We start from the raw sequence: 23,634 nt of genomic DNA, 5'->3' as shown, positions 1-23,634 counted from the left end.
TAGCGTCATCGGCAAGAGAAAGTTTTGCGGGCGTCTAAAGCACGTTGCGGCACGCTTTGGGTCTTTGTTTTTATGCAAGTCGTTGCCCAGAACCTGGCGGCTTGGGCGACATCACCGGCCCGCGCCTTCGATAAGGAAAAGGCGCGACGAAGATCGCCGCGCCTTTCAAAAATTCAGATCCCTCTCCAGGCCAGGTGCAGGCATGGAGCCTCCGTCGCACGTCCGAGTGACATGCGGCGCGCCGATGGCTCAGGCTGCGCGGAGGTTGACGGCCTTGGGGCCCTTGCCCATGCGGTCCGGCTCGACGTCGAAGGTGACCTTCTGGCCGTCGACGAGCGTGCGCAAGCCGGAGGCTTCGATCGCGGAGATATGGACGAACACATCCTTGGCGCCACCATCGGGCGTGATGAAACCGAAGCCTTTGGTCGCGTTGAAGAATTTAACGGTGCCGGTCTGGGCCATTGGGGAAACTCCTTCACCCGTTCAGTCTTTGGTGGTCCCGCCCGCCGCCTGGCGCAAAGGGCAGTTCCCGGTGGTTGCTTCGGCAGTCATGCATTGGCGCATGGTCAAACCCCCCGCCGAAAACGGGGCCGTCAGAGATTCACAGTATCGGGGAAAGGTCGTCCAAAACGTTCCGCTCTCCGGGTCGCAAATGCCCGAACACGGAATTTATCGCACGGAAACGTGATGGTTGCAAGATACCGCCGCGGGCCGCCGTACTGGCGCATCCCGACGCATCAATCGACTGACCTGAGCATCGATGGGCTCGGCATAGGCTTGCTTGCCGGCCGGGTCATCGGCCAGAGCCGGGCCACGAATGGGCCAGACATCGCGGCGCGCTGACCTCCCTTGCGGTCCAGGCGCCGTTGTCGGTTGCCGAGCTCAAACGGGGGTTGCATTTGGCAAGGGAATGGCGAGGATCGGTAACCGGGGACCGATCGTGGGAGATCATCATGAAATTTCTGGCGGCAATCTTTTCGCGGCAGGGTTTTGTCATCTTGTTGCTGTCGGCAATTCTTGCCGCCTGCACCGTTGTCGTCGATGAGGGACCAGGGCCACGCCCGCGTCCGCCACGGCCCGAGCCGCAATATTGCAGCAAGCAGTACGAGCCGGTCTGTGCCCGGCGCGGCGGCGACCGCCAGACCTTCGCCAATTCCTGTCTTGCCGACCGGGCTGGCTACCGCATCGTGCGCGACGGTCCGTGCCGCGATAGCGGCGGTGGCGGGGGCGGTGGCGGTGGCGGTGGCGGTGGCGGTGAAGAGCAGACGTTCTGCACCCGCGAATATGCTCCGGTCTGCGGCCGCCGGCATGGCGAGATGCGCACCTTCCCCAATTCCTGCGAAGCCCGCGCCGCGGACTATCGCGTCGTTGGCGACGGGCCGTGCTGAGAACGCTGCGCCTTGTTGAGGACGACAGGCGTCAAGCCGTCGGCTCCACCTGGCGACAGTAGGCGATGAACTCGGACGCAGGCATGGGTCTGGCGAAAAGCCAGCCCTGGCCGTAGTCGACGTCGCGCTCGGCGAGATAGTCGGCCTGCGCCTGCGTTTCCACGCCCTCGGCAACGATCTTCAGCTTCAGTGTCTTGGCCATGTCGATGATATGCGGGGTGACGGAACTGGTGGCGGAATTCGTGCTGATCGTATCGATGAACGATTTGTCGATCTTGAGCGCATCGAGCGGCAGCCCCTCGAGATAGGACAGGCTGGAATAACCGGTGCCGAAGTCGTCGATTGCCACTGCGTGCCCCAGTTCGCGGGCACGAATGAGCGTCGAACGCGCCGAGTTGATATCGACGAAGCCGCGTTCGGTCGCCTCAAGCCAGATTTGCTGCGGCTGGATCCCGGTGTGCTGCAATGCTTTCTCGATAATAGGCAGGACCCGCGCGGTGCCGACATCGGTTGCGCTGAGATTGATGGCGATGTGAAGCGAGCGATCGGCGACCAGGAGCCTGTTCAGGTCGAACACAACCATCGCAATGACCTGATCGGTGATCGCCGTGATCAGGCCGCTCTCTTCCGCCAGCGGAATGAAAAGATCGGGCCGGACCAGGGAGCCATTCGGCCGCTTCCAGCGCACCAGCGCTTCCGCGCCGATGCAATTGCCGGTCCTGAGTTCGACGATCGGCTGATAGTGGACGATGAATTCGTGCTTGCGCACGGCGATCTGCAATTCTCCCAAGGGCGAAAGCCGCCTTCGTGACAGCCACACAACCACGCCGATGATGAAGGCAGCCATGAAGGCGCCGAGCGGGAGCAGCATGAATTGCTGCTTGCGAACGCTGCCCAGGATCTGGCTTGTCGGTTCGGTGGCGACAGCAATCCAGTCCGTCCCGCGCGCCGTGGCAAACAAGAGATCGTCATCGATGCCTTCGCCGGGACCGGCGATGATCTTCTCGATACGAGCAGGATTCGGGCCGTTCAATGCGCCAAGCAGGATGCCCGTTTGCGTCGTCAAGGCGAGCTGGACACCAGGATCGACGATGACGTCGACAAAGCGTACCGGATCGACAAGGACGTTGTGATCCCTGTATCGCAGCGCCATCAGAAAATGGTCATCGCTCATCACCGGCTGCATGCGGGCGGTGACGGCAATGCTGTCCCTGGTGGTGAAGTCAGGGGTGGATTGCGCAACGCGCCCTTCGGTTGGTCCCCAGGAAGAGCATTTGAGCAGGCCGTTTTCGAAATAGCCCATTTCTTCGATCGGGCGCGTGTTGATGGTGAGTTGCCGCATACGGGCTATATGGTCCGCCGAACAGCGGATGCCGGTGAACTGGTCGATCTGCCGCAAGGCGGCGGTCGCATCGTTGAGCGAGATGTCGGCCCTGGCGATGGCGCGGCTGGCGAACAGCTGCAGCCGCCCATGTTCCTTTTGGACGGCCTGAATCCAAGCGAGATGAAACATAGCTGCGATTGGCAAGATGGCGCCCAGCATGGCCAACACCACCGCCGTCACGATGATGCGCGACCTGTCCATGCGCCTCCTGCTTTCGGGTATGAGCGGCGATCGTGGGTGGTCGCCCGCAACGTCTCGGCCACCAATCGCGGCAGCGGTCCGGTTCAGGCGGATATTAGGGCCTCGATCTTACGTGAACTTTAATGGAGTCGTGGGGCAGCACCGCTGCTCTAAACCGGATAGGCGCCGTCGGCCGGGCCGGCATAGAGCTCGCTGCCACTGTCGTCGCAGATGCGCAGGCGATCGGGGATTTGCGGCATCGCCAGCGTGTGGAACAGCGCGGTGGCGTCCTGCAGCGCGGCGCGCAGGTTCGGCGCCTCCAGCGATACCTTGTCGAGAGTGGCTTCGTCGGCGTCGCGCAACCGGTAGAACTCGATGACGAAATTCAAGCGCGCCTCCGTGGTAGAGCATTGCGCAGGCCTGTCCAGTCAATTCGCCACCTCACAGAGGACGACGGAAAGGGCGCACGAGGCGCGCCCTCCAGTTTGTCAGCCTTTCGACTTCGGCTTCAAGCTGCTCTCCGCCTGCTTGACCGACGAACCGAACGGGGAGGCGGGCTTTGCCACGACCTTGTCCTTCTTCGGCTTGCGTGTCTCGCGGTTGCTACGCTGTTGACCTTTGGACATGTCGTGCTCCTGCTTCAGTGTTGGCTTGGCGGTGGGGTCTCAGACGAGCGGGTTGCTGGCAACAACGGGGTTGTCGGCAACAACCGGATCTGCCGGTTCGAGATTGTCTTCGGTGGTGACCCGCTCATAGGTCTCCTGCTCGCTGCGGATGCGGTATTGCGGCGAACCATCCTTGACCGGCAGCCTGCTCTTGATCTGGAACAGTTCGGCGGTCTTCTGGACGAGGCCGGTGCGGCTCTTCATGCGCACGGTCTGACCGATTGCAAACTGGTGCGCGGGCGTGTCGGTGCGCGGGCGCGCATTCTGCTGGAAACGGATCATGCTGCATTCTCCCTGTCGCGCTTCAGCGCTGTTTCGAGTTCGAGGTAATCGATGGCGACAAGCTGGCTGGTGGGCGGGCTTTTCGCTGCCCTTGCCGGCAGATGGATGAAAGTGGCGACGCGGCGCCAGGCAAGCCGCGACATGCCCTCGATCAGCTCTTCGTCGTGGTCGATGTCGTAGTCGCCGGCAGGCAGCTGCCCTTCCAGTCCGCCGAGCACGAAAGGTGCGGTGAAGTGCGCGATGGAGTGGGTGGTGCGGTCCGGCATTGTCTTACCTATGCAAAGCAGCGGTCCTGAAAACAAAAAAGCGGGGACGAGCCCCGCTTTCCTATTTCCGGCAGTCGCTGGAAATAAGCCTCTTTCGAGAGCTGCCAGTACATCCGTGGTCAGCGTTCATCGAATTCGGCCGGATCAGATCAATTGCAAATTGGCGGCCGACTCGCGGCCCTTGGTGTCACGCTCCAACTCGAACTGCAGCTTCTGGCCTTCGGCGAGGCCGGGGAAGCCGGCGCGCTCCAGTGCGCTGACATGGACAAAGACGTCCTTGCCGCCATCGGTCGGCTGAATGAAGCCGGTCTGACCATTGTAGAACTTCACGGTTCCGGTGTTCATGTCGGTCTTTCGAAGAAAGAGAATGGTCGCGCGGAGCGAATATGCCGCGCGCCCGGTATCGATGATTTGGAATGAGATTGGCGGGCCGAGAACCTCTGACGCCGCGAGATGCCAATTCTGGCCCAAAGCGATCCTGCACAGATAGGTCTTTGTTGTAATTTAATCAAGGCGTTTTAAAATAAAAATGGGCTTCATTCAAAAAATTGCGCGCTGTAACTATCAGAAAAATGATGATACAAATTCGTACAATTCAAAAACTGTTTGAAGCTTAGCGGGAATAATTCTCCCGGTATTTTCATTTTTCTTGTGAGTTGAAGAAGGAGACCTCGAGATGTCCGTAAAGACGCCAACAGGCACCCCCGCAACGATCACGCCGGTCGCAAAGCCGGTAATGGCAAAGCCGATGGTTGTCCTGTCGCCGCGGCTGACTGTCAGAAGTGACGAGGCGGCAAAGCGAAGGATCGCCGACACCGATGGAACGGTTCGGCGTGCCAGGCAGGTTGCCGAGACCAATCGCCTGATTTGATCTTTCCGCACCGACGAAAGGACGAGACAGCAAGCGAAGCCTTGAACCTGGCGCGCCAATGGCCTAGATCGCCACAGGCGGATAAAACACGGCAGGTTTCCCATCAACAGAGATCAAAGACGAGCGGCGGGTGCGGGAGCCAGGTCTGGCGCAGGCGGACAGCCGCCGCTGGGCCTCGACCAGTATGTGCAGCAGGCGTTGCAACTGCATCAGGCGGGGCGCCGGCAAGAGGCTGAGACGATCTACCGGCAGGTGCTGGCGCGTCAGCCCAAGCATGCGGCCGCGGCGCATTTCCTGGGACTGCTGCTGCACCAGACCGGGCGCAGCGAAGAAGGGCTGGATCTCATCGAACGGTCGGTGAGCCTGCAGCCGACGAATCCCGATTTCCTCAACAATTTCGGTACGGTGATGCGCGACCTCGGCCGCCCTGCTGCGGCCATCGATTTCTTCCGCGGTGCGGTGGATCTGCGGCCGGACCAGCTCGCGGCGCGCGACAATCTCGGCTCATCGCTGAAGCAGGTCGGCCAGTTCGAAGAGGCCGAAGAGATTTATCGCGGCACGGTTGCACGCAACCCATTTCACGTGCGCGCCCGCATCGGGCTTGCCGAAACCCTGCAGGAAGCCGGGCGGCTGGATGAGGCGCTCGCCGTCTTCCGCGAAGCGCTGGCGATACGTCCCAAGGATGCCGACCTGCTGCACGGGCTCGGCGTCGGGCTGATGGAAAAGGGCAAGCTCGACGAGGCGGCCGACCTGTTCCGGCAGGCGTTGGCGATCAACCCCGCCATGGCCACAGCCTGGCTGATGCTGACGCAGGTCAAGCGCCAGAAGGAGCGCGACAGCGAGCTTGGGGGCATGGAAGCCCAGCATGCCAAAGCGCCGCAGGACAGCCTGGCACGCATGCAGCTGTCCTTCGGACTCGGCAAGGCGAATGACGATCTCAGGGATTATGGCCGGGCCTTCGACTATTTCGCCGAAGGCAATGCGATCCGCCGCAAAGGCATCAACTACGACCAGGCCAGGACGCGGGCCGAATTCGAGGCGATGAAGGCCACCTTCGATGCCGGCTTCTTCGAGAAGCACAGGCCCAGCTCAATCAGCGACGATACGCCGATCTTCATCGTCGGCATGCCGCGTTCGGGCACGACGCTGGTCGAGCAGATCATTGCCAGCCATCCGCAGGTCTATGGCGCAGGCGAGCTCAGCATCTTGAAGAAGGCGGTCGGCAAGCAGTTCCCGGCGACCATGCCGGGTGGCTTCCCATGGGGCGTATCGGATATGGGCGATGCGGATTTTGCCGAGGCAGGGCAAGCCTATCTCGACATGCTGCATGCCCGCTATCCGAACATGCGTCACGTCACCGACAAAATGCCAGGCAACTTCCTGCTTGTCGGCTTCATCCACATGATGATGCCGAAGGCCAGGATCATCCACTGCGCGCGCGATGCAGCGGCCACCTGCCTGTCGATCTACAAAGTGCATTTCCGCGGCGACAGCCATCGCTATGGCTACGATCTCGGCGAGCTCGCCGACTTCCACAATCTCTACACCGACATCATGAAACATTGGCACACGGTGCTGCCGGGCGTCGTGCATGATGTACGCTACGAGGATTTTGTCGCCGACCAGGAAGGACAGACGCGGGCATTGATCGCTCATCTCGGCCTGCCCTGGGACGACGCGGCTCTATCGTTCCACGAGACCGACCGACCGGTTCGCACGGCTTCAGCCGCACAGGTGCGCCAGCCGATGTATCAAGGGTCGGTCGATCTGTGGAAGCGCTATGGAGACCGGCTGAAGCCGCTGCTCGACAAGCTGGATTAGCGCAACGCTATCTAGCTGATCGTGGCCTTAGCGATGGCCTAAGCACCCGCGTCGTCATCCTAGGGTCTTCGCGACGGAGCTTCGCTCCTGCTTCGCCTAGGATGACGAAGCTGAGAGGCTTCTTCTAATCTGCTACCGGCTGCTCAAAGCTCAATGAATGGCTTGAAGCCACCGAAGATCATGCGCTTGCCGTCGAACGGCATGTCCGCCCAATCGGCCTTCAAGCGGGGATCTGCCATCACCTTGGCCATGACGGCATCGCGGCTCTCCCGCGACTCATAGACGGCCCAGGCGAAGACGACGATCTCGTCGTCCTTGGCCTGCACGGCACGCGGGAAGGACGTGACCTCGCCATAGGGCACGTCGTCGCCGATGCATTCGACATAGGCGAGCGCGCCATGTTCCCTCCAGATAGGCCCTGCGAGGTTGGCCAGCTTCTTGTAGTCATCGAGTTTTGCCTTGGATACGGCAAGTACGAAACCATCGACATAGGACATTTTGGATCTCCTCCTGGAAGTTCACAGGGCCTCACCGGCGCCGGCCGGTGAGGGGCTCGGGCCATCGGCGGCAGATCAGGCTTTCTTCACCGGCGCGTTCATCGCCCATTCGACCCCGAACGGGTCGCGCATATTGCCCCACTGATCGCCCCAGAACATGACTTGGAGCGGCACGGCGACTTCGCAGCCGGCATCGACGGCGCGCTTCCACCAGGCTTCGATGTCGTCGCTGCCGAGGTGAAGCTGCATGGTGTAACCCTGCGGCTTGATGGCGGGCATTCCGTTTTCCGGATAGAAATCGGAGAGCATGAGGGTCGAGCCATTGATGTGGAGGTGAATGTGCATGGTGCGGCCTTTTTCGTCCGCCGGGTAGGCAAAGACCTGCTCCGCGCCGAAGGCCTTCTTGTAGAATTCGGCAGCCTTTAAGGCGCCATCCAGCTGCAGATAAGGGGTCAATCCGCCGAGCACTTTGGCCGCGGGCTGAACGGGGGTCTGATCAGTCATTTGTTGTTCCTCTTTGCGTTTGGCCTTGCGAGCCATAGGACGGATCGGACGGCGGCGATCCTACATGGCGGCGAAATTTTTTTGGCGGTCGGCCCTTGATAATCCCGGACAGCCGCGGGCTCGAGCGAGAGGCGTGAAACGAACTTGCGTCGGCGGCGCCCAATCAGAGCGCAATTCTCTCGGCTCGCAGGCTAGAACAGATGGATCACGCGAACGCCTCTTCAACCCCGGGACGACAATGATCCTCTACTATCAGACCCACTCACCCTTCGCGCGCAAGGCGCTTGTCTTCGCCCATGAGGTTGGCATTGCCGATCGGCTGGAGGTCATCCATCATGAGACCAGTCCCACCTTGCGCAACGCCGATGTCTACGCCGAAAATCCGCTTGGCAAGGTGCCGGTGCTGTTGCGGCCAAATGCGTCGCCGATCTTCGATTCCGATGTCATCTGCGCCTATCTCGACACACTGCATGACGGCCGCAAGCTGCTGCCGCAGGACGGCGAGGCGCGCTGGCAGGCGTTGCGGCTTCAGTCGGTCGCCCAGGGCCTCGCGCAGACAGGCATCGCTTTGCGCTGGGAGACAGAAAGGAGACCCGAAAAGCTGCGCTATGGTGCTCTCGCCGACGGATACCGGGAAAAGATCGAGGCGAGCTACGACTGGATCGAAAGCGCGCTGGACGACGAGGCACCGCTCCATGTCGGCCACATCGCCTTGGCCACCACGCTGTCCTGGATGGCGTTCCGCCACCTGCCGCCTTTTCGCTCGCGGGCGCGGCTGACGCACTGGTTCGAGGCTTTCGAAAAACGCGTATCGATGCAGGCGACACCGCTTTCAGGTGATACGCATGACTGACTGGCGCCTCGCGAGGTCAGGGGCGGCGGCCGTTCTGCGCGTCGAAGACGTCCGGAAAGCCGATATCCTTGCGCAGCGAGGCCGGCAGCGAAAGCAGGATGCGCTCGCTGCGGTGACGAGCGCGCGCTGCCGCATACCGGGTTGCGACGCGACCGATGGATGAAAGAACCGACATGATAATTCTCCCTGGGTTGGCGCCGGCATCATCGTGTCGGCATCCCAAGGACGCGATGGGCTGAGGCTATCCGACAGACCGTCGAGATTTTTTATCGCGGCGTCTGATGGTCTGTCCGAATGCTGCCGTGCGGACCTACGCAACCCTGAGCGTAGGGATCGCTGAAACATCAACTTCACGCTCTGCGTGCCAGGCATCGAAAGCCGCCTGCATTCGAAGCCAGATCGCGGCTCCGTCGCCGAACAACTTGCCAAGACGAGCGGCCACAGCCGGCGAAACCGGCTTCTTTTCGCGGATGATGTCATAGAGCTGCTGCCGGGAGATCCCGAGCAGATTTGCAATTTCCACCTTGGTCTTTCCAGTTGCCGGGATAATGTCCTCAAGCAGCGCTCCCGGGTGGGAGGGACAACGCTCAATAGGACGCGTCGGCTCGTGCACGGTCATAAGTCGAACTTCTCCAGTCTGGCCGCCTCAGTGATATTGCTCGAAATCGACGCGGGCAGCGTCCTTGCCGTCGAACTCGAATGTGATGCACCACGGACCGTTGACGTGGACCATGTAGCGGATTGGATCGAAGCCTTTCAGCGGGTGGAAATCGAAGCCGGGAAGGTTCATTTCCTCCGGCTTCTCCGAAGCTTCCAGGCGGTCAAGCCGGACAAGAATGCGCTTGTGCATCTTGGCGTCGATCTTGCCGGTCTTTCCAGTTTGAAAGAGGTCCGACAGCGCCTTGTTCTTGAAGGACTTGATCATCGATATATGTAAACAGATTGCTTACAAAAAACAAGGTCTGTAAGCAAATAATTTACATGCCAGTCGACCTCCGTTGGCCTCATCCTGCCGTTTCGGCCACTGAGCGGAAGAACTCCTCGGGGTCCTCGACTTCGGTCAGCTTTCGTTTGTCGATCAGCCAAAAGCGGTTGCCGATGGCGCGGATGAAGGAGCGGTCGTGCGAGGCGAGCACGCAGCTTGCCTGATGTGCCAGCAGTTCCGCTTCCAGCGCTTCCTGGCCGTCGATGTCGAGATGGTTGGTCGGCTCGTCGAGCAGATAGAAGTTGGGATCGGCGAGCCTCAGCGCCAGCATCATCAGCCGTGCCTTCTGGCCGCCGGACAGCACGCCGATCTTTTTCTCCTGCATCTCGATGACAACGCCGGCGCCGGCCAGCAACGACCGTGCGCGCTGCTCGCCGACATCGTAACGGCGTGAGACCAGCGCCAGCGGCGTGTCGTCGCCGCTGATGCCGGATAGCGCCTGATCGCTGTAGCCGAGCACGGTCGACGGCGTCACCTTCACATTCCGCACCGTGTCCGGTTCGACAATGGCATTGCGGATCAAGGTGACGAAGCGCGACTTGCCGACGCCATTGCGGCCGAGCAGCACGATGCGGTCGCCTTGGCAGATATGGCGCTTGCCGGTTCGAAACAGCAGCGTGCCGTCGGGTGTTTCGACAGCCGCGTCGTCGAGCGTGATCAGCACTTTGGCATGGGTGCCGCGATTGGCCAGTTTGATGGCGCCGGCCGACTTCTCGCGATGCGCCGGGTTCGCCGCTTCCTCCAGTTTTTCGGCCCGCTGGCTGAGTTGCTTGGTCTTGACCGTCAGCAGGTCGCTGCCTGAATTGATGCCGATATTGTTGAGCTTGGCCGCCTGCCGGCGCAATTGCTGCGCCACCTTCATGTCGCGCTGGAACTTGCGCTCGGTCGAGGCGTCGACCTCGTCGAGCGCCCGCCTTGCGCGGGAATAGGGCAAGGCAAACACGGGCGACTGTTCCGGTCGCAGGAACAGCGTCCGGTTGGTGGCGGCGTCGAGAAAGGCGCGGTCGTGGCTGGCAATGACGACCGGCACCTCACGCGGCAATGCGTTGAGCCAGGTTTCCAACTGGCTGATGCGAGCAAGGTCGAGATGGTTGGTCGGCTCGTCGAGCAGCAGCACGTCCGGATCTGTCACCCAGGCGCGGGCGATCAGCGCCAGTCTCTGCCAACCGCCGCTCAGCGCCTGCATTGGCCGCTCGCGCATCGGCTCCGGCACGTCGAGTGAATCGAGAACCACGTCGACGCGCCACAACTCGCTTTCAGCCTGCTCGGGCGGCAAGGCGTCGGCCACGACCTGATGGAAGCTGCGGCTGAGAAGGGCCGGGGCAATGGATTGCTCGACATGACCGACGCGCAGGCCGCGCGTGCGGGTGATGTCACCGGAGGTCGGCTCCATCTCGCCGGTCAGGCATTTCAGCAAGGTCGACTTGCCGCGGCCATTGGCGGCGACAATGCCGAGCCGGTCGCCGGAGCCGATGGTGAGGTCGAGATTGGCAAACAGCGGCGCACTCATGGTGACGCCGAGGGATTTGAGGCTGATCAGGGCCATTTTGATTTCTCTGGTCTTGCCGGAGACATCTCCGGTCCACTTTGACGGTGCGCGTGCTGGCCATCAGGCTCGGCGTTGCAACACCACGAAGGGCAGACCAAAAAATCGAAGCGGGAAAAACCCGGACCGTCCCTGGTCAGCCCTGCAAGCAAGCTCGCAGGGCAGAAATCGGGCCACGCTGACGATGGTGACGATGAAACGTAAACACGTGAGCCCTCCTTTCGAGACGTTCGAGTGTGCGGAGCGATTACACCAAAGGCGAGGCTGGTGGCAAGGGGGCGGCCCAGGAGGGAGCGATGCGGTGAAGCTGCCAATCTCCCCCCCTCGTGGGGGAGATGTCCGGCAGGACAGAGGGGGGCGCTGTCCCGCCGGCATTTCGAATAATTTGAACCTACTTCCCCGGCCGTCCCGTCTTCCCCGGCCGGCGTTTGTCGCGGCGTGCGTCGCCTGGATCCTCGTATGAGCCGATGCCGGCGCGCTGGCGAACGATTGGCTTAGCGGAATCGTCGCGTTCCTTCGCGCGCCCCTCTGCCCTGCCGGGCATCTCCCCCACTTGGGGGGAGATTGGCTGCGGCTTGGCTGGCACTTTTCCTTCGACTGGCTTTTCCGTCCGCCGTACAGTCATTTCATCGAGCGAGTTCTTCTTGAACAGTGGCTTGGTGACGTCGCCGGGAATGCCGAAGTCGGAGCCGTGCGCCTCTTCGGCCGACTGTTTCTTGAACAGCGAGCGTGACACCGCGCCGGCCGGCGTCGGCATGTCGGTGCCCGGACCCATGTCGTCGATCGAGGGTTTTGAAAACAGCGGTTTTTTCACTGGTACGGCGCCATCGGCGCCCATCTCGTCGAGATCAGGCTTGCGGAAGAGGTTGGGCCGCGCAGCCTTGGCCGCCTCTTCGGCAGCACGGGCTTCGTCGAACTTGCGGAAACGCTCCTGTTCTTCTGCTGTCCGATGTTTGGCCACGCCCTTGTTGTGCTTGCCCTTTTCGCGACCTGAGGCGGGGCTTTCCATATCGGCGTATTTGGCCAACGGATCTTCGGAGATGGACAATTCCATCTCGCGCAGCCGCTTGATCTCGTCGCGGATGCGGGCTGCCTTCTCGAAGTCGAGATTGGCGGCGGCATCGCGCATCTGTTTCTCCATCGCGTCGAGATGGGCCTTCAGATTGTTGCCCATCATGGCGCCGGCGCTGTCGGTGAACTGCGAGATGTCGGCGCGGACGTGGTCCTTCTCGTAGACCGAATCCAGAATATCGGAGATGCGCGATTTGACCGATTCCGGGGTGATGCCGTTGGCCTCGTTCCACTCCACCTGCTTTTCGCGGCGGCGGTTGGTTTCGGCCATCGCCCGCTCCATCGAGCCGGTCACCTGGTCGGCATAGAGGATGACCTTGCCGTCGACGTTTCTGGCGGCGCGGCCGATGGTCTGGATCAGCGAGGTTTCCGAGCGCAGGAAACCTTCCTTGTCGGCGTCGAGAATGGCGACGAAGCCGCATTCGGGAATGTCGAGGCCTTCGCGCAGCAGGTTGATGCCGACCAGCACGTCGAAGGCGCCGAGGCGCAGATCGCGCAGGATCTCGATGCGCTCCAGCGTGTCGATGTCGGAGTGCATGTAGCGCACGCGGATGCCTTGTTCATGCAGATATTCAGTCAAATCCTCGGCCATGCGCTTGGTCAGCACCGTCACCAGCGTGCGGTAGCCGGCCTTGGTGGTGTCACGGATTTCGCCGACGACATCGTCGACCTGGGTCTTGGCCGGGCGGACCTCGACCGGCGGATCGATCAGGCCGGTCGGGCGGATGACCTGCTCGGCGAAGACGCCGCCGGCCTGCTCCATTTCCCAGCCGCCGGGGGTCGCCGAGACGGCGACCGAAAGCGGACGCATGGCATCCCATTCTTCGAAGCGCAGCGGCCGGTTGTCCATGCAGGACGGCAGACGGAAGCCGTATTCGGCCAGTGTCGCCTTGCGGCGAAAGTCGCCGCGATACATGCCGCCGATCTGCGGCACGGTGACATGGCTTTCATCGATGAAGACCAGCGCGTTGTCGGGAATGTACTCGAACAGCGTCGGCGGCGGATCACCCGGCTGGCGGCCGGTGAGATAGCGCGAATAGTTCTCGATGCCGGCGCAGGAGCCGGTGGCTTCCAGCATCTCGAGGTCGAAGCGGCAGCGCTGTTCCAGCCGCTGCGCCTCAAGCAGGCGGCCGGCCCGCTCGAGTTCGACCAGCCGGTGCTTGAGCTCTTCCTTGATCGACTTGATCGCCTGGTTCAGCGTCGGGCGCGGCGTCACATAGTGCGAATTGGCGTAGATCTTGACGCTTTTCAGCTCGCCGGTCTTCTGGCCGGTGAGCGGGTCGAACTCGGTGATCTGCTCGATCTCGTCGCCGAACATCGAGATGCGCCAGGCGCGGTCTTCCAGGTGGGCCGGGAAGATCTCGATCGTGTCGCCGCGCACGCGGAACGAGCCGCGAACGAAATTGATGTCCTGGCGCTTGTACTGCTGGGCGACGAGATCGGCGAGCAGCGCGCGCTGGTCGAGCCGGTCGCCGATCTGCATCTGGAAGGTCATCGCCGTATAGGTTTCGACCGAGCCGATACCGTAGATGCAGGACACCGAGGCGACGATGATGACGTCGTCGCGCTCGAGCAGCGAACGCGTCGCCGAATGGCGCATGCGGTCGATCTGCTCGTTGATCGAAGATTCCTTCTCGATGAAGGTGTCGGTGCGCGGGACGTAGGCTTCCGGCTGGTAATAGTCGTAGTAGGAGACGAAATACTCGACGGCGTTTTCCGGGAAGAATTTCTTGAACTCGGAATAGAGCTGCGCCGCCAGCGTCTTGTTCGGCGCCAGGATCAAGGCAGGGCGCTGCGTCTCCTCGATCACCTTGGCCATGGTGAAGGTTTTTCCGGAGCCGGTGACGCCGAGCAGCACCTGGGTCCGGTCGTTGTTGTCGACGCCTTCGACCAGATCCTTGATCGCGGTCGGCTGATCGCCGGCCGGCTCGAAGTCCGACACCATCTTGATGGCAATGCCGCCTTCGGACTTTTCCGGGCGGGCAGGGCGGTGCGGCGTCCACAGCACACCGTCCTTGTGCAGCGGATTGCCGGATTCGATCAGCGCCGACAGTGCCGCCACCGTCGCGGTGACGCTGCCCGAAGCCATCGTCTCGGCGTCTTCCAGCGAAATGTCGAGACCCGCGACCGGGTTGAGGCCCGCTGCCGTGCGCTCCCTCGCCGTCGCCGCCCCACCCATCGAGGTGCCGCGCGAACTGCGTCCCGGCGAGCTTGAACGCTCGGGTATCTTCTTCGACGGCTTCGGCGATTTGCCGCCGTCGCCCTTGCCGGCAAGACGCCCTTCCTTCTCGGCCTCCTGCTCGATCTGCTCGGCCCAATCCGCGATCGAACCGGTCAGCGGCGTGCCAGAGAGCTCCGGCTGCGGCATCTCGGCAAAGCCGCCTCTGTGCAGCGGCTCCGAAGCGTCGAGGAAATCGGTCAGCGGACTGCGCCGCTTCGGCGCGGCGCGGTCGTCATTCGCCGTCGGCGGCGTTTTTTTGTCGGGAGATTTGGCCATGTCCCGAATATGGGATTTCCTGGCCAAAATGGAAAGAGCGCGGTGGGGAGAGGCGTGCCGGACAGCGCTGCTCCTGACAGCAGGCTGTCAGGAGCAGGCGGGAAGGTACGCCCGAAAGCCTCTTGTCGCTACACGCCCCTGGCGGCTGATGCGACCTGCGTAGCCGACCCGTTCAGGCGCGGCACCACGACGAGGCGTTTGATCTTGCCCTTCTTGAAGGCGGCGAGGAAACGCGCATAATCCTTGAAGGCGACGCAGCCGCTCGACTGGGCGTAGCGGCCCCGAAGCAGATACGTATGGGCCAGAAACCCGTCGCGATTGTATTTGTTGCGGCCATCGACCGGCGTCAGGCGCAAGGCCTCCACACCATGAAAGCGCGACTCGCGCAGCGACAGATTGTAGGTGTTGGGCGGTGTCGGTCCGCGGTTCTTCTGGTCGGCATAGCGCGGCTGGTCCGTCATCGCGCCGATGCCAGAATGCGCCTCGAGCCTTGAGCCGTCAGGCATGTAGACGGTGGCGGCGCTGATATCGTAGACGGCGACGCCATTGCCGGCGCCGCTTCTGGATCCCGGCGAGTTGAACAGATTTCTGAACGCCTTGCCAAGGCCGCCCGAAGGCGTGTCCGGCTTGGCGTAGGCCAGCACATCGCCGCCATCGGCCGGCCGGCCTTGCCGCGCCGGTTTTGCCGGCTGGGCCTGCTGGACCGTCTCACGCGCCGGCTTCGATTGCTGGGCGGGCTTGGGCTGCTGAACAGATTTGGGCTGCTGGACGGGCTTAGGCTGCTGCTGGACGATTTTGGGCTGCGGCGGGTCGAATTGCGGGCGGCGGGTCGGCAACGGCACGTCGTCGGTCAGCGCGTCCGGCAGCGAGGCGGCATCGCCGGGTTGGTCCTGCCGGGTTTCGACGGGTGACACCGCGACATCGGCTGACGATTCCTCGATCGGCAGCGGTGAGGCAAACGCCTCGGCGTCGACCGGCAGCGACTGCACGAGGGCAAGCGCCAACTGCGAATTGTCTGGCGTATCGGATTGGGCAAAGGCCATCGGCTGCGGTGCGGTCTGCACGACCACCGAGCCGGTATCCAGCCGGGCGAAACGTTCGGCTGCCGGAACTGGCATGTTATCGGACAGGCTGGCCGTCACCTGGACGGACGGCACTAGCGACGCCTCGGCAATTCGCGGTGCGACGGTGGAGATCACCGGGCGCGTGTTGGCAGTGGCGGCAGGTTTTCCGGCGTCGGCAAAGGCAGCGGCCAGCTTCATCGGCGAAAGCGACGCTTCCATGCGTTCGAAGCGCTCCTGCGCCTTCGACTTCACGGCGGCGGGCGTCGGCTTTGCCTGCGCCACAAGGCGTTCGGATTTTTCCGCCTGCGAGCTTACCCTGGCCAGCTTGAAACAGCTGGCGCCGCACTGCACCGAATGATCATGCAGGGCCTGAGTGCCGCCATTGGCATTGGCCAGCACGAAGGGGGCTTTCAAGAAGTGCTGTTTCAGCGGATCGGTAAGTGCGAGCGATCCCGGCATGGACAGCGTCTGGGGCAGGCCAACCGAAGTCGCCGACAGCGAGGCGCCGACGGAACTGAGGCCGGCCATGGTGCCGATCAACCAAAGGCCGATGGCGGTGCTGACGCAAGGCAGCGCGACCCAGCGGGCCACCCGACCAGCGTTGAAGGAAGAGGAACGCGGAGCATCGACGAACTCGCCGCCCTCACGCTGTCCCCGGTTTTTTTTGTGTGTATTCAACAACGCCATGCAACCAATCTCGCTTCAACCGGTTTCCCCGTACGTGGCCTTGAGAGCCGCGACGACCATTCTGTGAGTGATCCCAGGTGGTCCCCGACGCGTTTGCCGCGTCTGTAGTTGGTTGCCGATTGCTTCAAAATATGGACAAAGTTGGTTAATCAATTCCTCTCAAAACCAACGACGAGATGTGGATTTGGGCCAAATTTGGCTTCGTCCACGGCCAGGAAAGTGGTGTTGTCGCCCTTCCGACCTGGTTTTGCTGCCTGTTTTTGGCGGCCGAGTCAAGCAAAACAGCCGCTGCTAATTTTTGCGAAGCGCCTTCGCGCGGCATCTGCAGTGAGGTGACTGCCAGCAGACATCGCCTGGGAAAGGCGCCTGCTTCCAGTAAAAATGTTGCCGGTCTTGCCAAGATTTCCCCTGCGGAAGGGCCTGAAGCAGCCCGTCCTCAGTTGAACCAGAGCGCAAAGGTCAAAAACCCGCCGCCGCCGAACTGGCGCTGGATCTGGTCGAAATCGTCGCTGGTCACGAGTTCGCCGCTTTCGAGGTAGGGCGCGATGGCCGGGCCGGTGATCGACAGCACCAGATCGAAGTTTTTCGGGTCATCGAAGAAGCGCTTCATGTTGATTCCTAGGCCTGTGCCGGCGGTGACGCGGAAATGCGGCAGCAGCTTGCGGCCTTCCAGGAGATCCTCGGCCATGGTCAGGGCGGCGAGCCAGGCCTGAACCTGCTCCTCGCCGACTTCGAGGCCGGTGAGTGGGTTCTCGCCCTTCTGCTGCGGGCCAGGCAGCCATTCGCGGTCATTGTCGGTCTCGGCGCGGATCGCCTTCCAGTCCTCGCGCGACAGCCGGATCATTTCCAGCAAATGGCGGCGCGCTGCTTGACGGCGCTCCGGCTCGATCACCGGCCAGTTGATGAGATGCACCATCGAGATGAAATCGGCGATGCGCCATTCCGAGGAGAAGATGCTCGAGCCCATGTCGCCGGCCGGCGGCACCAGAATATCCTGCAACGGCAGCTTGGCGCGCGGGAACAGCATGTGGAACGAGCCGTCGAAGGTGCTCCTGAAATCATGCGCAAGCCAGAAATCGGCCTGCGCCATCAGGAACTCGGCATAGCCCTGCAGCCAGTATCCATCGGCGCGGTCGAAACGGAAGGTGAGCGTGGGAACGGCGTCGTCCGATGTAATGCCGCCGCGTGACAACCCGGCAATGATCGCCGCCATGCTCTCGTCCGGCGCGATGGTGCCGTCCTCGTTGAGGTCGATGCCCGCACGGGTGAGATCGATCACCATGCCGATATCGGCATCGGGCGGCACCGACGCAAACGTTGCCGCGGATTTCTCCAGCCGGTCGCGGAAGCCGACCAGGATGGCGCGGAACTGCTCGTAAGTCAGCGGCTCGGGATTGGGATTATCGGGCACCGGCAACCGCATCAGCGGCAGCATGAAGGATTGCGGGCTTTCGAAACCATGACGGTGCAGGCCGGTAGCCAGGATCTCCAGTGCGGTGAAGAACTCGCCCGCCCCGGCCGCATAGGCGGATGCCGGGTCTTTTGGCGCGGCGGTCTCCAGCATAGACAGGGCAGCGTCGCGCGCGGCCACGCTCTTCGCCTCGAACAGTCGGGTGGCCGCTTCGGGCATTGCCGCCGACGCGGAAGACAGCGGCAGGAGCAAAATGAAAGCGGATGTCAGCAGGCCTGCCAGTCGTGTCATCTTTTCCCCCCAATATTTGTCGCGCCGCGCAAATATACACCATTTGCAACGCTGCGCTTCAACCCGCCGCGAGGACGGTTTACACAGGGCAAACAATTGGGCATCGCGTGTCGAACTATCCGCTTTCCTACAAGCTGTCCTGGCTGCCGCGTTTCCTCAAGCCATCGCTGGCCGGCGACGCGCAAGACTTTTCGCCCATGGCGGAAACGCTGATCGATTCAGCGCCAAGGCAGACAATGCGGCTGGCGTTCGTCGGCGACATCTCGGCGGTGGCCAATCGCGGTGCGCCGGACTGCGATCCGGCGATCAAGGCACTGCTTGGCGGCGCCGATCTGGTGATCGGCAATTGCGAAAGCCCTGTGGTGGATAGACCAAGCGCGGCGCTGGGCACAAGGCTCGGCACGCATCATGCGATGAGCGAGTTGTTTCTGGCCGAGGCGCTGGCGGCGGTTGGTATTGCGCGAGAAAGGCTCGTGCTGTCGCTGGCCAACAACCATGTGCTCGATCAGGGCGTCGCCGGTTTCGACGAGACGGTCGCGGCGTTGCTGCGGCTCGGCATCCGCACGATCGGCCTGGCCGCCGACGGTCCGGTTGTGCCGGTGCAGGTTGGATCGCTCAATGTAGGCTTTGCCGCCTTCACGCTGTGGCGCAACGCCGATGAAAAACTGTTTGCGGGGCGCGTTTCGATGGACAGCGATTCGGCGGGCTGGCCGCGCGCTGGCTTGGATCTTCTCTGCGCCGTGCCGCATTGGGACTGGGAGTTCCGGCATTTTCCGCGTGCCGAGACGCGAGTTCTGGCCAGGCGGCTGGCCGGGCAGGGCGTCGGACTGATCGCCGGCCATCACGCCCATGTCGTGCAGCCGGTGGAAAGGATCCACAAGACGGTGGTCGCTTATGGGCTCGGCGATTTCCTCGGCACCGCCTTCGCCCGCCAGCCATGGCCCGGTCGCATCGGTTCTATCCTCATTGTCGAAGTCAGTGCCGATGCCGGTACGCGCGGGACGATCGCGTCTTACCGTCTGCATCCCTTCATGCGCCTGCGCGCCGGCGACCGTGAGCGGCTGGTGGTGGTGGAGGCATTGGAGGGCCGAGTGCGTGACAAGGTCGAGGGGCGACTGAAAGCGGTCTTTCCTTCTCCACCAACCGATCAAGGCGTATTCGCTTAAACGTCTGGCGGCCCCTGCAAAACCAACTATCATGCTCCCGCAGAGGCGGGATTACGGGGGGTAGCGGTGGAAACAGCGGATTTCATGCCGAGCGAAACGGTCATCGCCGGCATCCGGAAAGACATAGAGGCCTATGAAGCGGCGAGGGCCTCGGCGGTCCGGCAAGTGCGCTGGCGGGTGCCGGTGTTCGTCGGCCTGGCGCTGATGGCCGTGGTGCTGGTTGCCTGGCTGTTCAACAAGATTGCCGACCCCAACGAGCAATGGGTCTCGACGCCACATGTATTTCTCTATGTGATCGGCTTCGCGGCTTCGATCCTGCTCTATTTCCAAGCCAGGAAACCGGCGATGCGGCTGCAGCAATCGTTCCGCGAGACGCTGCTGCCGATCATCTTCGGCTTCATCGCCGACATGCGCTACCAGCATGGCGTGACGCCGAATTCATTCGACCGGTTGCCGCGCACGGCGGTTGGTCCGTTCAACCGGCAGGCGTTCGACGACATCGTCGCGGGCCGCTACGAAGGGTTTCCGTTCGAACTCTACGAGGCGCATCTGCGGGAAGGGTCGGGCAAGGGCTCGTCGACCGCCTTCCAGGGCGTCATCGTCGCCTTCGAGACCATCGCGCCGTTCCCCGGCATATTGGTGGCGACGCGGCGGACCAATGCCGTCATCAGCTTCTTTCGCGGCATGTTCGCCAGCAAGCTGCAGGAGCTGTCCAGTGGCGACGTGGCGCTTGATGCCGCCTACGAGTTCCGCACCGACAATCTCGGAGCGGCACAGCCACTGGTGAGCGGCCGGCTGGCGCAGGCACTGAAATGGCTTGGCGAAACCTGGCCGGACGACCCAGCCCGTGTCGCGCTCAATGGCAGCGATGGGTTCCTGCTGCTGCCGCAGACGAAGAACTTCTTCGAACTGCCGGATATTTCGGTGCCGCTCGATTACAGCACGCATGTCGCGCCGATGATATCAGACATGGGCGCGATGCTGGCGACGGCGGCACTTGTGCGCAAGATCGGCGCGAAGGACGAGGCGGGCTGAGCCGTCAGCCGTCGAAGCCGTATTTGTCACGCCTATAGTCCGCCTCTGACCCATGAAACAAAATTTGTGTCGATGGTCGGTGAGCAGGCTGTTTCGTGATGCCGCTCGAGGTTGATTGCAGCGGCCGCGTGGCGATCCAAAGCCGCCTTCACAATCGGCTAAGCGACTCTTTTCGCGGATAGAAGTGGGCATTGGAGGAGTCGAAGCGGTCTGAAATGATGTCGGCAACAAGCAATATGTCGGAATTAAGCCTATGATATTGTTTGCGAAAATTCACCCAACGTGATTTGCGGAGGGAGCGCTTTCCGCTCCAGTTTCAAGCCGTCCGGTTCTGTCGTTTCCCAAGGCGGCGGTCCGGAAAAGTGAAACAGCACGGAGTGCTTACCAATGAAGAAGACCCTCGCAACCACCGCCGCTCTGCTCGCCTTCCTCGGCACCGCCTATGCCGCGACCGTTCAGGGCACCATCCAGGCCGTCGACCCGACGACCAAGTCGATCACCCTCGACGACGGCAAGATCTACCAGCTGTCGCCGGAGGCGACGATCGGGAAACTGAAGGTCGGCGCCAAGGTGGCTGTGACTGTCGATGACAAGACCGGCATCGTGACGTCGATCAAGAAGGCCTCGTAAGGCGAGAACATCGTGCGTCGGCAGACCTGCTGCCGGATTTTACAAGCCCTGTTCCACTCATGGCCGGTCCCTCCGGGGATCGGCCATTTTCATCCGTCGGCTCTCGATGCCGGGCGACCTGGATAAGGTCTTCCGGCTGGACCCCAGGGCCGGCCGGCGGAATGCTGTCCGGCGGCATCGCTATGGTTTTTGCCAAAAAGCCGCGCTATCCCTTGGCCAACGGGGGATATCATGGCCGACGAACAAAAAGGGTTTCGCCTGTCGCGGCGATTGCTGCTGGGTGCGGCTGTCGTCGGCGGCGCGGTGCTGTGGGGCGGCAACACGGTGGCGCGGCTGGCGCGCGCGCCTTCGGGGCCGAAGAACGCAGGACGGATAGCCGATATAGACGGCTTCGCGCTGCCTCTGAAGCCGCTGGACAATGCGCCGGCCTTCGACGCGTCGCTGCCCTGGTCGGCAAAAGGCGGCGACATCAACGATGCCAGCGGCCTGTCGATGACGCCGGTCTACGGCGTCGTCGAGATCAGCGAGGACGAGCACATCGGCAATGCGCTGGCCTTCGCGCGTGCCAATGGCCTGAAAGTCTCACTGGCCGCCATCCGCCATTCGATGGGCGGGCATGCCTTCGACGACAACGCTCTGGTGCTCGACCTCAGAAAGTTCAACAAGGTGACCGTGGATGCTGCGGCGAAGACCATGACCTTGCAGCCGGGCGCGTGCTGGCACGACATCCAGAACCTTCTGCATCCGCACTTTGCGGTGAAGGCCATGCAATCAACCGACATCTTCTCGGTCGGCGGCTCGCTGTCGGTCAATGCGCACGGCATGGACCACCAGGCAGGTTCGGTGGCGGGCTCGATCCGCTCGATGCGAGTGATGCTGGCCGACGGCTCGGTGACGACCTGCTCGCCCACCGAGAACACCGAGCTATTCCGCCACGTCGTCGGCGGCTACGGCCTGTTTGGCGTGGTGCTGGAGGCGACGCTCGATATCGTCGACAACGCCGTCTACCGCACCTCGCGCGAAATCATCAGATCGGACGATTTTCCGAAATTCTTCGCCGAGGTGCTGGAGCCGAACAAGGATATCGGCCTGTTCTACGGCCATCTGTCGACGGCGCCCGGCAATTTCCTCGAGGACATGATCGTCTACCGTTACGACAAGGTGGCCGAGCAGCCGCCGGCGGATCAGCCTGAGATCGGCGAGCCGGGATCGGTCGGGTTGAAGCGGGTGATCATCAACCTGGCGAAATGGGGCAGCCTGTTCCAGGAGTTGAAGTGGTTCACCGAAAAGACGCTGGAGCCGAAATTCGAAAGCTGCACGGTGGCGCGCACCTCAGCCATGGCCGAGGGCGAGGCCTGTCTCGTCACCCGCAACAACCCGATGCACGATTCGGTGCCCTATCTCTTCAACGATCAGATGGAAGAGACCGACATCCTGCACGAATATTTTATTCCACGTGCCGCCTATGTCGAATTCATCGCGGAAGCGCGCGAGATCCTGCGCGACCAGACGCTGCCGGTGCTCAATGCTTCGGTGCGCATCGTCCACAAGGAGGATGTGGCGCTGACCTACGCGCCGGAGCCGGCCTATTCGCTGGTGCTCTACATCAACCAGCCGACCGATGCCGACGGCAATGCCAGGATGCGGGCGCTGACCCGGGCGCTGATCGACGTGACGATCAAGCATGGCGGCCGGTTCTTCCTGCCCTACCAGCTGCATTACACGGCCAGGGAGCTGCTGGCCTCCTATCCCGAACTGCCGGCCTTCCTGGCGGCGAAGCGGCAGTATGACCCGACGGAACTGTTTTCCTCGACCTTCTACCGTGCCATCAAGGCGCTGAGCGGGGTGGCATAAAAAGCAGGAGAACAACCCATGCGCAAGGTATCAGCTGCGGCACTCATCCTCATCGCGCTGTGCGCTGGCCCTGCCGGAGCCGAGGATCTCAAGGCCTTCAAGCTGACCATCGACGGTGTGACGGTCGATATCGACCCCGGCGAAAGCGCTGATGTGACGCTGCCCGACGGCAAGCACAGCAAGGTGACGCTCGAGCGCAACGACTTCGCCACCTTCTCCGGCAGCGATTTCTCCTTTGTCCATCCGAGCAACATTTCGGTGACCAAGACCGATCTCGGCGAGAACATCACGCAATATCTGATGGCGTCGGCGCTGGGCACGATCGTCGTCGTGCAGGAATATGGCAAGATGAACCCGGTGTCGCTCAACCAGCTGATGCTGCAGGAAATGACCAAGGAATCGGTGCAGGCCGGTGCCACGCTGACGCAGGAGCCGACGACGCGCAAACTCGCCGACGGCAAGGAATTGACCGGTATCCGGGCCGAGGTGAAGACACGCACCGACACCGCCGATTTCGAGATCGTCGGCTTCGGCCTGGCCGATCGGGGGCTGCTGTTCATCACCCGCATTGCCGGCGAGGATGCAGCGGCCGAAAAGCCGCTCATCGACAAGTTCTGGCAGAGCCTGAAAGTCAAGTTGCAGCGGGACTAGGGTCGTGTCTCGGTTTGGATTTCGGTTGGGGCCAC

General features: G+C 62.3%; 26 protein-coding genes. 9 read left to right on the top strand and 17 right to left on the bottom strand.

Going from position 1 to position 23,634, the window contains the following annotated elements; all coding sequences use genetic code 11:
- Window positions 1-249 precede the first annotated feature (249 nt).
- Window positions 250-462 (bottom strand): cold-shock protein, encoded by a 213-nt coding sequence (locus AC0L3E_RS05020; protein ID WP_006202520.1) that lies wholly within the window; start codon window positions 460-462, stop codon window positions 250-252.
- A gap of 225 nt (window positions 463-687) precedes the next feature.
- On the opposite strand from AC0L3E_RS05020, the gene AC0L3E_RS05015 reads away from it, so the two are divergent.
- Entirely contained in the window at window positions 688-843 is a 156-nt protein-coding gene (locus AC0L3E_RS05015; RefSeq protein WP_164748816.1) for a hypothetical protein, read from the top strand.
- 110 nt (window positions 844-953) lie between these two features.
- Entirely contained in the window at window positions 954-1,388 is a 435-nt protein-coding gene (locus tag AC0L3E_RS05010; RefSeq protein WP_256747488.1) for a Kazal-type serine protease inhibitor domain-containing protein, read from the top strand.
- A gap of 31 nt (window positions 1,389-1,419) precedes the next feature.
- Here the strand turns inward: AC0L3E_RS05010 and AC0L3E_RS05005 are convergent, their stop codons facing one another.
- From AC0L3E_RS05005 to AC0L3E_RS04975, 7 genes are all read right to left on the bottom strand, one after another.
- A complete protein-coding gene (locus AC0L3E_RS05005; RefSeq protein WP_473604389.1) occupies window positions 1,420-2,973 on the bottom strand; it encodes an EAL domain-containing protein in 1,554 nt (517 codons plus the stop codon).
- 149 nt (window positions 2,974-3,122) lie between these two features.
- Entirely contained in the window at window positions 3,123-3,341 is a 219-nt protein-coding gene (locus tag AC0L3E_RS05000) for a hypothetical protein (protein WP_127270522.1), read from the bottom strand.
- Between the two features lie 99 nt (window positions 3,342-3,440).
- Window positions 3,441-3,578, bottom strand: coding sequence for a hypothetical protein (locus AC0L3E_RS04995; protein WP_164482279.1), 138 nt, complete (start codon window positions 3,576-3,578; stop codon window positions 3,441-3,443).
- Window positions 3,579-3,617: 39 nt separating this feature from the next.
- Entirely contained in the window at window positions 3,618-3,899 is a 282-nt protein-coding gene (locus tag AC0L3E_RS04990) for a hypothetical protein (protein WP_127323161.1), read from the bottom strand.
- Window positions 3,896-4,165, bottom strand: a complete 270-nt coding sequence (locus tag AC0L3E_RS04985) for a hypothetical protein (RefSeq protein WP_127326807.1) — start codon at window positions 4,163-4,165, stop codon at window positions 3,896-3,898. Before AC0L3E_RS04985 ends, AC0L3E_RS04990 begins: the two co-directional genes overlap by 4 nt.
- Before the next feature lie 144 nt (window positions 4,166-4,309).
- Window positions 4,310-4,510 (bottom strand): cold-shock protein, encoded by a 201-nt coding sequence (locus AC0L3E_RS04980; protein WP_127326808.1) that lies wholly within the window; start codon window positions 4,508-4,510, stop codon window positions 4,310-4,312.
- Between the two features lie 219 nt (window positions 4,511-4,729).
- Window positions 4,730-5,095: a hypothetical protein gene (locus AC0L3E_RS04975; protein WP_352585798.1), complete on the bottom strand. Its 366-nt coding sequence runs from the start codon at window positions 5,093-5,095 to the stop codon at window positions 4,730-4,732.
- 139 nt (window positions 5,096-5,234) lie between these two features.
- Here AC0L3E_RS04975 and AC0L3E_RS04970 point away from each other — a divergent pair, with 139 nt between their 5' ends.
- A complete protein-coding gene (locus tag AC0L3E_RS04970; RefSeq protein WP_292631421.1) occupies window positions 5,235-6,857 on the top strand; it encodes a tetratricopeptide repeat-containing sulfotransferase family protein in 1,623 nt (540 codons plus the stop codon).
- Window positions 6,858-7,000: 143 nt separating this feature from the next.
- On the opposite strand, the gene AC0L3E_RS04965 is transcribed toward AC0L3E_RS04970, so the two are convergent.
- Together AC0L3E_RS04965 and AC0L3E_RS04960 are read right to left on the bottom strand one after the other, a co-directional pair.
- Window positions 7,001-7,354, bottom strand: coding sequence for a DUF1428 domain-containing protein (locus AC0L3E_RS04965; RefSeq protein ID WP_023809794.1), 354 nt, complete (start codon window positions 7,352-7,354; stop codon window positions 7,001-7,003).
- Window positions 7,355-7,429: 75 nt separating this feature from the next.
- Complete coding sequence (locus tag AC0L3E_RS04960) at window positions 7,430-7,858, bottom strand: VOC family protein (RefSeq protein ID WP_127380604.1); 429 nt, start codon at window positions 7,856-7,858, stop codon at window positions 7,430-7,432.
- Between the two features lie 238 nt (window positions 7,859-8,096).
- Here AC0L3E_RS04960 and AC0L3E_RS04955 point away from each other — a divergent pair, with 238 nt between their 5' ends.
- On the top strand, window positions 8,097-8,711 hold the full coding sequence (locus tag AC0L3E_RS04955) for a glutathione S-transferase family protein (protein WP_127268661.1): 615 nt from the start codon (window positions 8,097-8,099) through the stop codon (window positions 8,709-8,711).
- 16 nt (window positions 8,712-8,727) lie between these two features.
- Here the strand turns inward: AC0L3E_RS04955 and AC0L3E_RS04950 are convergent, their stop codons facing one another.
- From AC0L3E_RS04950 to AC0L3E_RS04920, 7 genes are all read right to left on the bottom strand, one after another.
- Window positions 8,728-8,886, bottom strand: coding sequence for a hypothetical protein (locus AC0L3E_RS04950; RefSeq protein ID WP_127268662.1), 159 nt, complete (start codon window positions 8,884-8,886; stop codon window positions 8,728-8,730).
- Between the two features lie 135 nt (window positions 8,887-9,021).
- A complete protein-coding gene (locus AC0L3E_RS04945) occupies window positions 9,022-9,330 on the bottom strand; it encodes a HigA family addiction module antitoxin (RefSeq protein WP_127268663.1) in 309 nt (102 codons plus the stop codon).
- A gap of 27 nt (window positions 9,331-9,357) precedes the next feature.
- Complete coding sequence (locus tag AC0L3E_RS04940; protein ID WP_127321180.1) at window positions 9,358-9,636, bottom strand: type II toxin-antitoxin system RelE/ParE family toxin; 279 nt, start codon at window positions 9,634-9,636, stop codon at window positions 9,358-9,360.
- A 79-nt stretch (window positions 9,637-9,715) separates the two neighbouring features.
- The gene (locus AC0L3E_RS04935; RefSeq protein ID WP_473604386.1) at window positions 9,716-11,242 is read right to left on the bottom strand and encodes an ABC-F family ATP-binding cassette domain-containing protein; all 1,527 of its coding nucleotides are present in this window, start codon (window positions 11,240-11,242) and stop codon (window positions 9,716-9,718) included.
- Between the two features lie 391 nt (window positions 11,243-11,633).
- Window positions 11,634-14,810: an excinuclease ABC subunit UvrB gene (uvrB, locus tag AC0L3E_RS04930; protein ID WP_473604385.1), complete on the bottom strand. Its 3,177-nt coding sequence runs from the start codon at window positions 14,808-14,810 to the stop codon at window positions 11,634-11,636.
- 128 nt (window positions 14,811-14,938) lie between these two features.
- Window positions 14,939-16,561, bottom strand: a complete 1,623-nt coding sequence (locus AC0L3E_RS04925; RefSeq protein WP_473604383.1) for a DUF2778 domain-containing protein — start codon at window positions 16,559-16,561, stop codon at window positions 14,939-14,941.
- A gap of 436 nt (window positions 16,562-16,997) precedes the next feature.
- Window positions 16,998-18,263: a hypothetical protein gene (locus tag AC0L3E_RS04920; RefSeq protein ID WP_128289715.1), complete on the bottom strand. Its 1,266-nt coding sequence runs from the start codon at window positions 18,261-18,263 to the stop codon at window positions 16,998-17,000.
- Window positions 18,264-18,370: 107 nt separating this feature from the next.
- Here AC0L3E_RS04920 and AC0L3E_RS04915 point away from each other — a divergent pair, with 107 nt between their 5' ends.
- From AC0L3E_RS04915 to AC0L3E_RS04895, 5 genes are all read left to right on the top strand, one after another.
- Complete coding sequence (locus AC0L3E_RS04915; RefSeq protein WP_473604382.1) at window positions 18,371-19,429, top strand: CapA family protein; 1,059 nt, start codon at window positions 18,371-18,373, stop codon at window positions 19,427-19,429.
- An 84-nt stretch (window positions 19,430-19,513) separates the two neighbouring features.
- Entirely contained in the window at window positions 19,514-20,464 is a 951-nt protein-coding gene (locus AC0L3E_RS04910; RefSeq protein WP_245469502.1) for a hypothetical protein, read from the top strand.
- Window positions 20,465-20,851: 387 nt separating this feature from the next.
- Window positions 20,852-21,094, top strand: coding sequence for a DUF1344 domain-containing protein (locus AC0L3E_RS04905; RefSeq protein ID WP_013530037.1), 243 nt, complete (start codon window positions 20,852-20,854; stop codon window positions 21,092-21,094).
- A gap of 231 nt (window positions 21,095-21,325) precedes the next feature.
- On the top strand, window positions 21,326-22,948 hold the full coding sequence (locus AC0L3E_RS04900) for an FAD-binding oxidoreductase (protein ID WP_128307802.1): 1,623 nt from the start codon (window positions 21,326-21,328) through the stop codon (window positions 22,946-22,948).
- Between the two features lie 18 nt (window positions 22,949-22,966).
- Window positions 22,967-23,599: a hypothetical protein gene (locus tag AC0L3E_RS04895; RefSeq protein ID WP_128307801.1), complete on the top strand. Its 633-nt coding sequence runs from the start codon at window positions 22,967-22,969 to the stop codon at window positions 23,597-23,599.
- Window positions 23,600-23,634: the final 35 nt, after the last annotated feature.

This window comes from Mesorhizobium sp. WSM4822, assembly GCF_055811155.1.
This window is presented reverse-complemented; position numbering and strand designations above follow the sequence as displayed.

Coding starts and splice junctions, on each gene's coding strand:
- AC0L3E_RS05020 (WP_006202520.1), bottom strand. CDS start 462: ATGGCCCAGACCGGCACCGTTAAATTCTTCAACGCGACCAAAGGCTTC.
- AC0L3E_RS05015 (WP_164748816.1), top strand. CDS start 688: ATGGTTGCAAGATACCGCCGCGGGCCGCCGTACTGGCGCATCCCGACG.
- AC0L3E_RS05010 (WP_256747488.1), top strand. CDS start 954: ATGAAATTTCTGGCGGCAATCTTTTCGCGGCAGGGTTTTGTCATCTTG.
- AC0L3E_RS05005 (WP_473604389.1), bottom strand. CDS start 2,973: ATGGACAGGTCGCGCATCATCGTGACGGCGGTGGTGTTGGCCATGCTG.
- AC0L3E_RS04995 (WP_164482279.1), bottom strand. CDS start 3,578: ATGTCCAAAGGTCAACAGCGTAGCAACCGCGAGACACGCAAGCCGAAG.
- AC0L3E_RS04990 (WP_127323161.1), bottom strand. CDS start 3,899: ATGATCCGTTTCCAGCAGAATGCGCGCCCGCGCACCGACACGCCCGCG.
- AC0L3E_RS04985 (WP_127326807.1), bottom strand. CDS start 4,165: ATGCCGGACCGCACCACCCACTCCATCGCGCACTTCACCGCACCTTTC.
- AC0L3E_RS04980 (WP_127326808.1), bottom strand. CDS start 4,510: ATGAACACCGGAACCGTGAAGTTCTACAATGGTCAGACCGGCTTCATT.
- AC0L3E_RS04965 (WP_023809794.1), bottom strand. CDS start 7,354: ATGTCCTATGTCGATGGTTTCGTACTTGCCGTATCCAAGGCAAAACTC.
- AC0L3E_RS04960 (WP_127380604.1), bottom strand. CDS start 7,858: ATGACTGATCAGACCCCCGTTCAGCCCGCGGCCAAAGTGCTCGGCGGA.
- AC0L3E_RS04955 (WP_127268661.1), top strand. CDS start 8,097: ATGATCCTCTACTATCAGACCCACTCACCCTTCGCGCGCAAGGCGCTT.
- AC0L3E_RS04950 (WP_127268662.1), bottom strand. CDS start 8,886: ATGTCGGTTCTTTCATCCATCGGTCGCGTCGCAACCCGGTATGCGGCA.
- AC0L3E_RS04945 (WP_127268663.1), bottom strand. CDS start 9,330: ATGACCGTGCACGAGCCGACGCGTCCTATTGAGCGTTGTCCCTCCCAC.
- AC0L3E_RS04940 (WP_127321180.1), bottom strand. CDS start 9,636: ATGATCAAGTCCTTCAAGAACAAGGCGCTGTCGGACCTCTTTCAAACT.
- AC0L3E_RS04935 (WP_473604386.1), bottom strand. CDS start 11,242: ATGGCCCTGATCAGCCTCAAATCCCTCGGCGTCACCATGAGTGCGCCG.
- uvrB (WP_473604385.1), bottom strand. CDS start 14,810: ATGGCCAAATCTCCCGACAAAAAAACGCCGCCGACGGCGAATGACGAC.
- AC0L3E_RS04925 (WP_473604383.1), bottom strand. CDS start 16,561: ATGGCGTTGTTGAATACACACAAAAAAAACCGGGGACAGCGTGAGGGC.
- AC0L3E_RS04920 (WP_128289715.1), bottom strand. CDS start 18,263: ATGACACGACTGGCAGGCCTGCTGACATCCGCTTTCATTTTGCTCCTG.
- AC0L3E_RS04910 (WP_245469502.1), top strand. CDS start 19,514: ATGCCGAGCGAAACGGTCATCGCCGGCATCCGGAAAGACATAGAGGCC.
- AC0L3E_RS04905 (WP_013530037.1), top strand. CDS start 20,852: ATGAAGAAGACCCTCGCAACCACCGCCGCTCTGCTCGCCTTCCTCGGC.
- AC0L3E_RS04900 (WP_128307802.1), top strand. CDS start 21,326: ATGGCCGACGAACAAAAAGGGTTTCGCCTGTCGCGGCGATTGCTGCTG.
- AC0L3E_RS04895 (WP_128307801.1), top strand. CDS start 22,967: ATGCGCAAGGTATCAGCTGCGGCACTCATCCTCATCGCGCTGTGCGCT.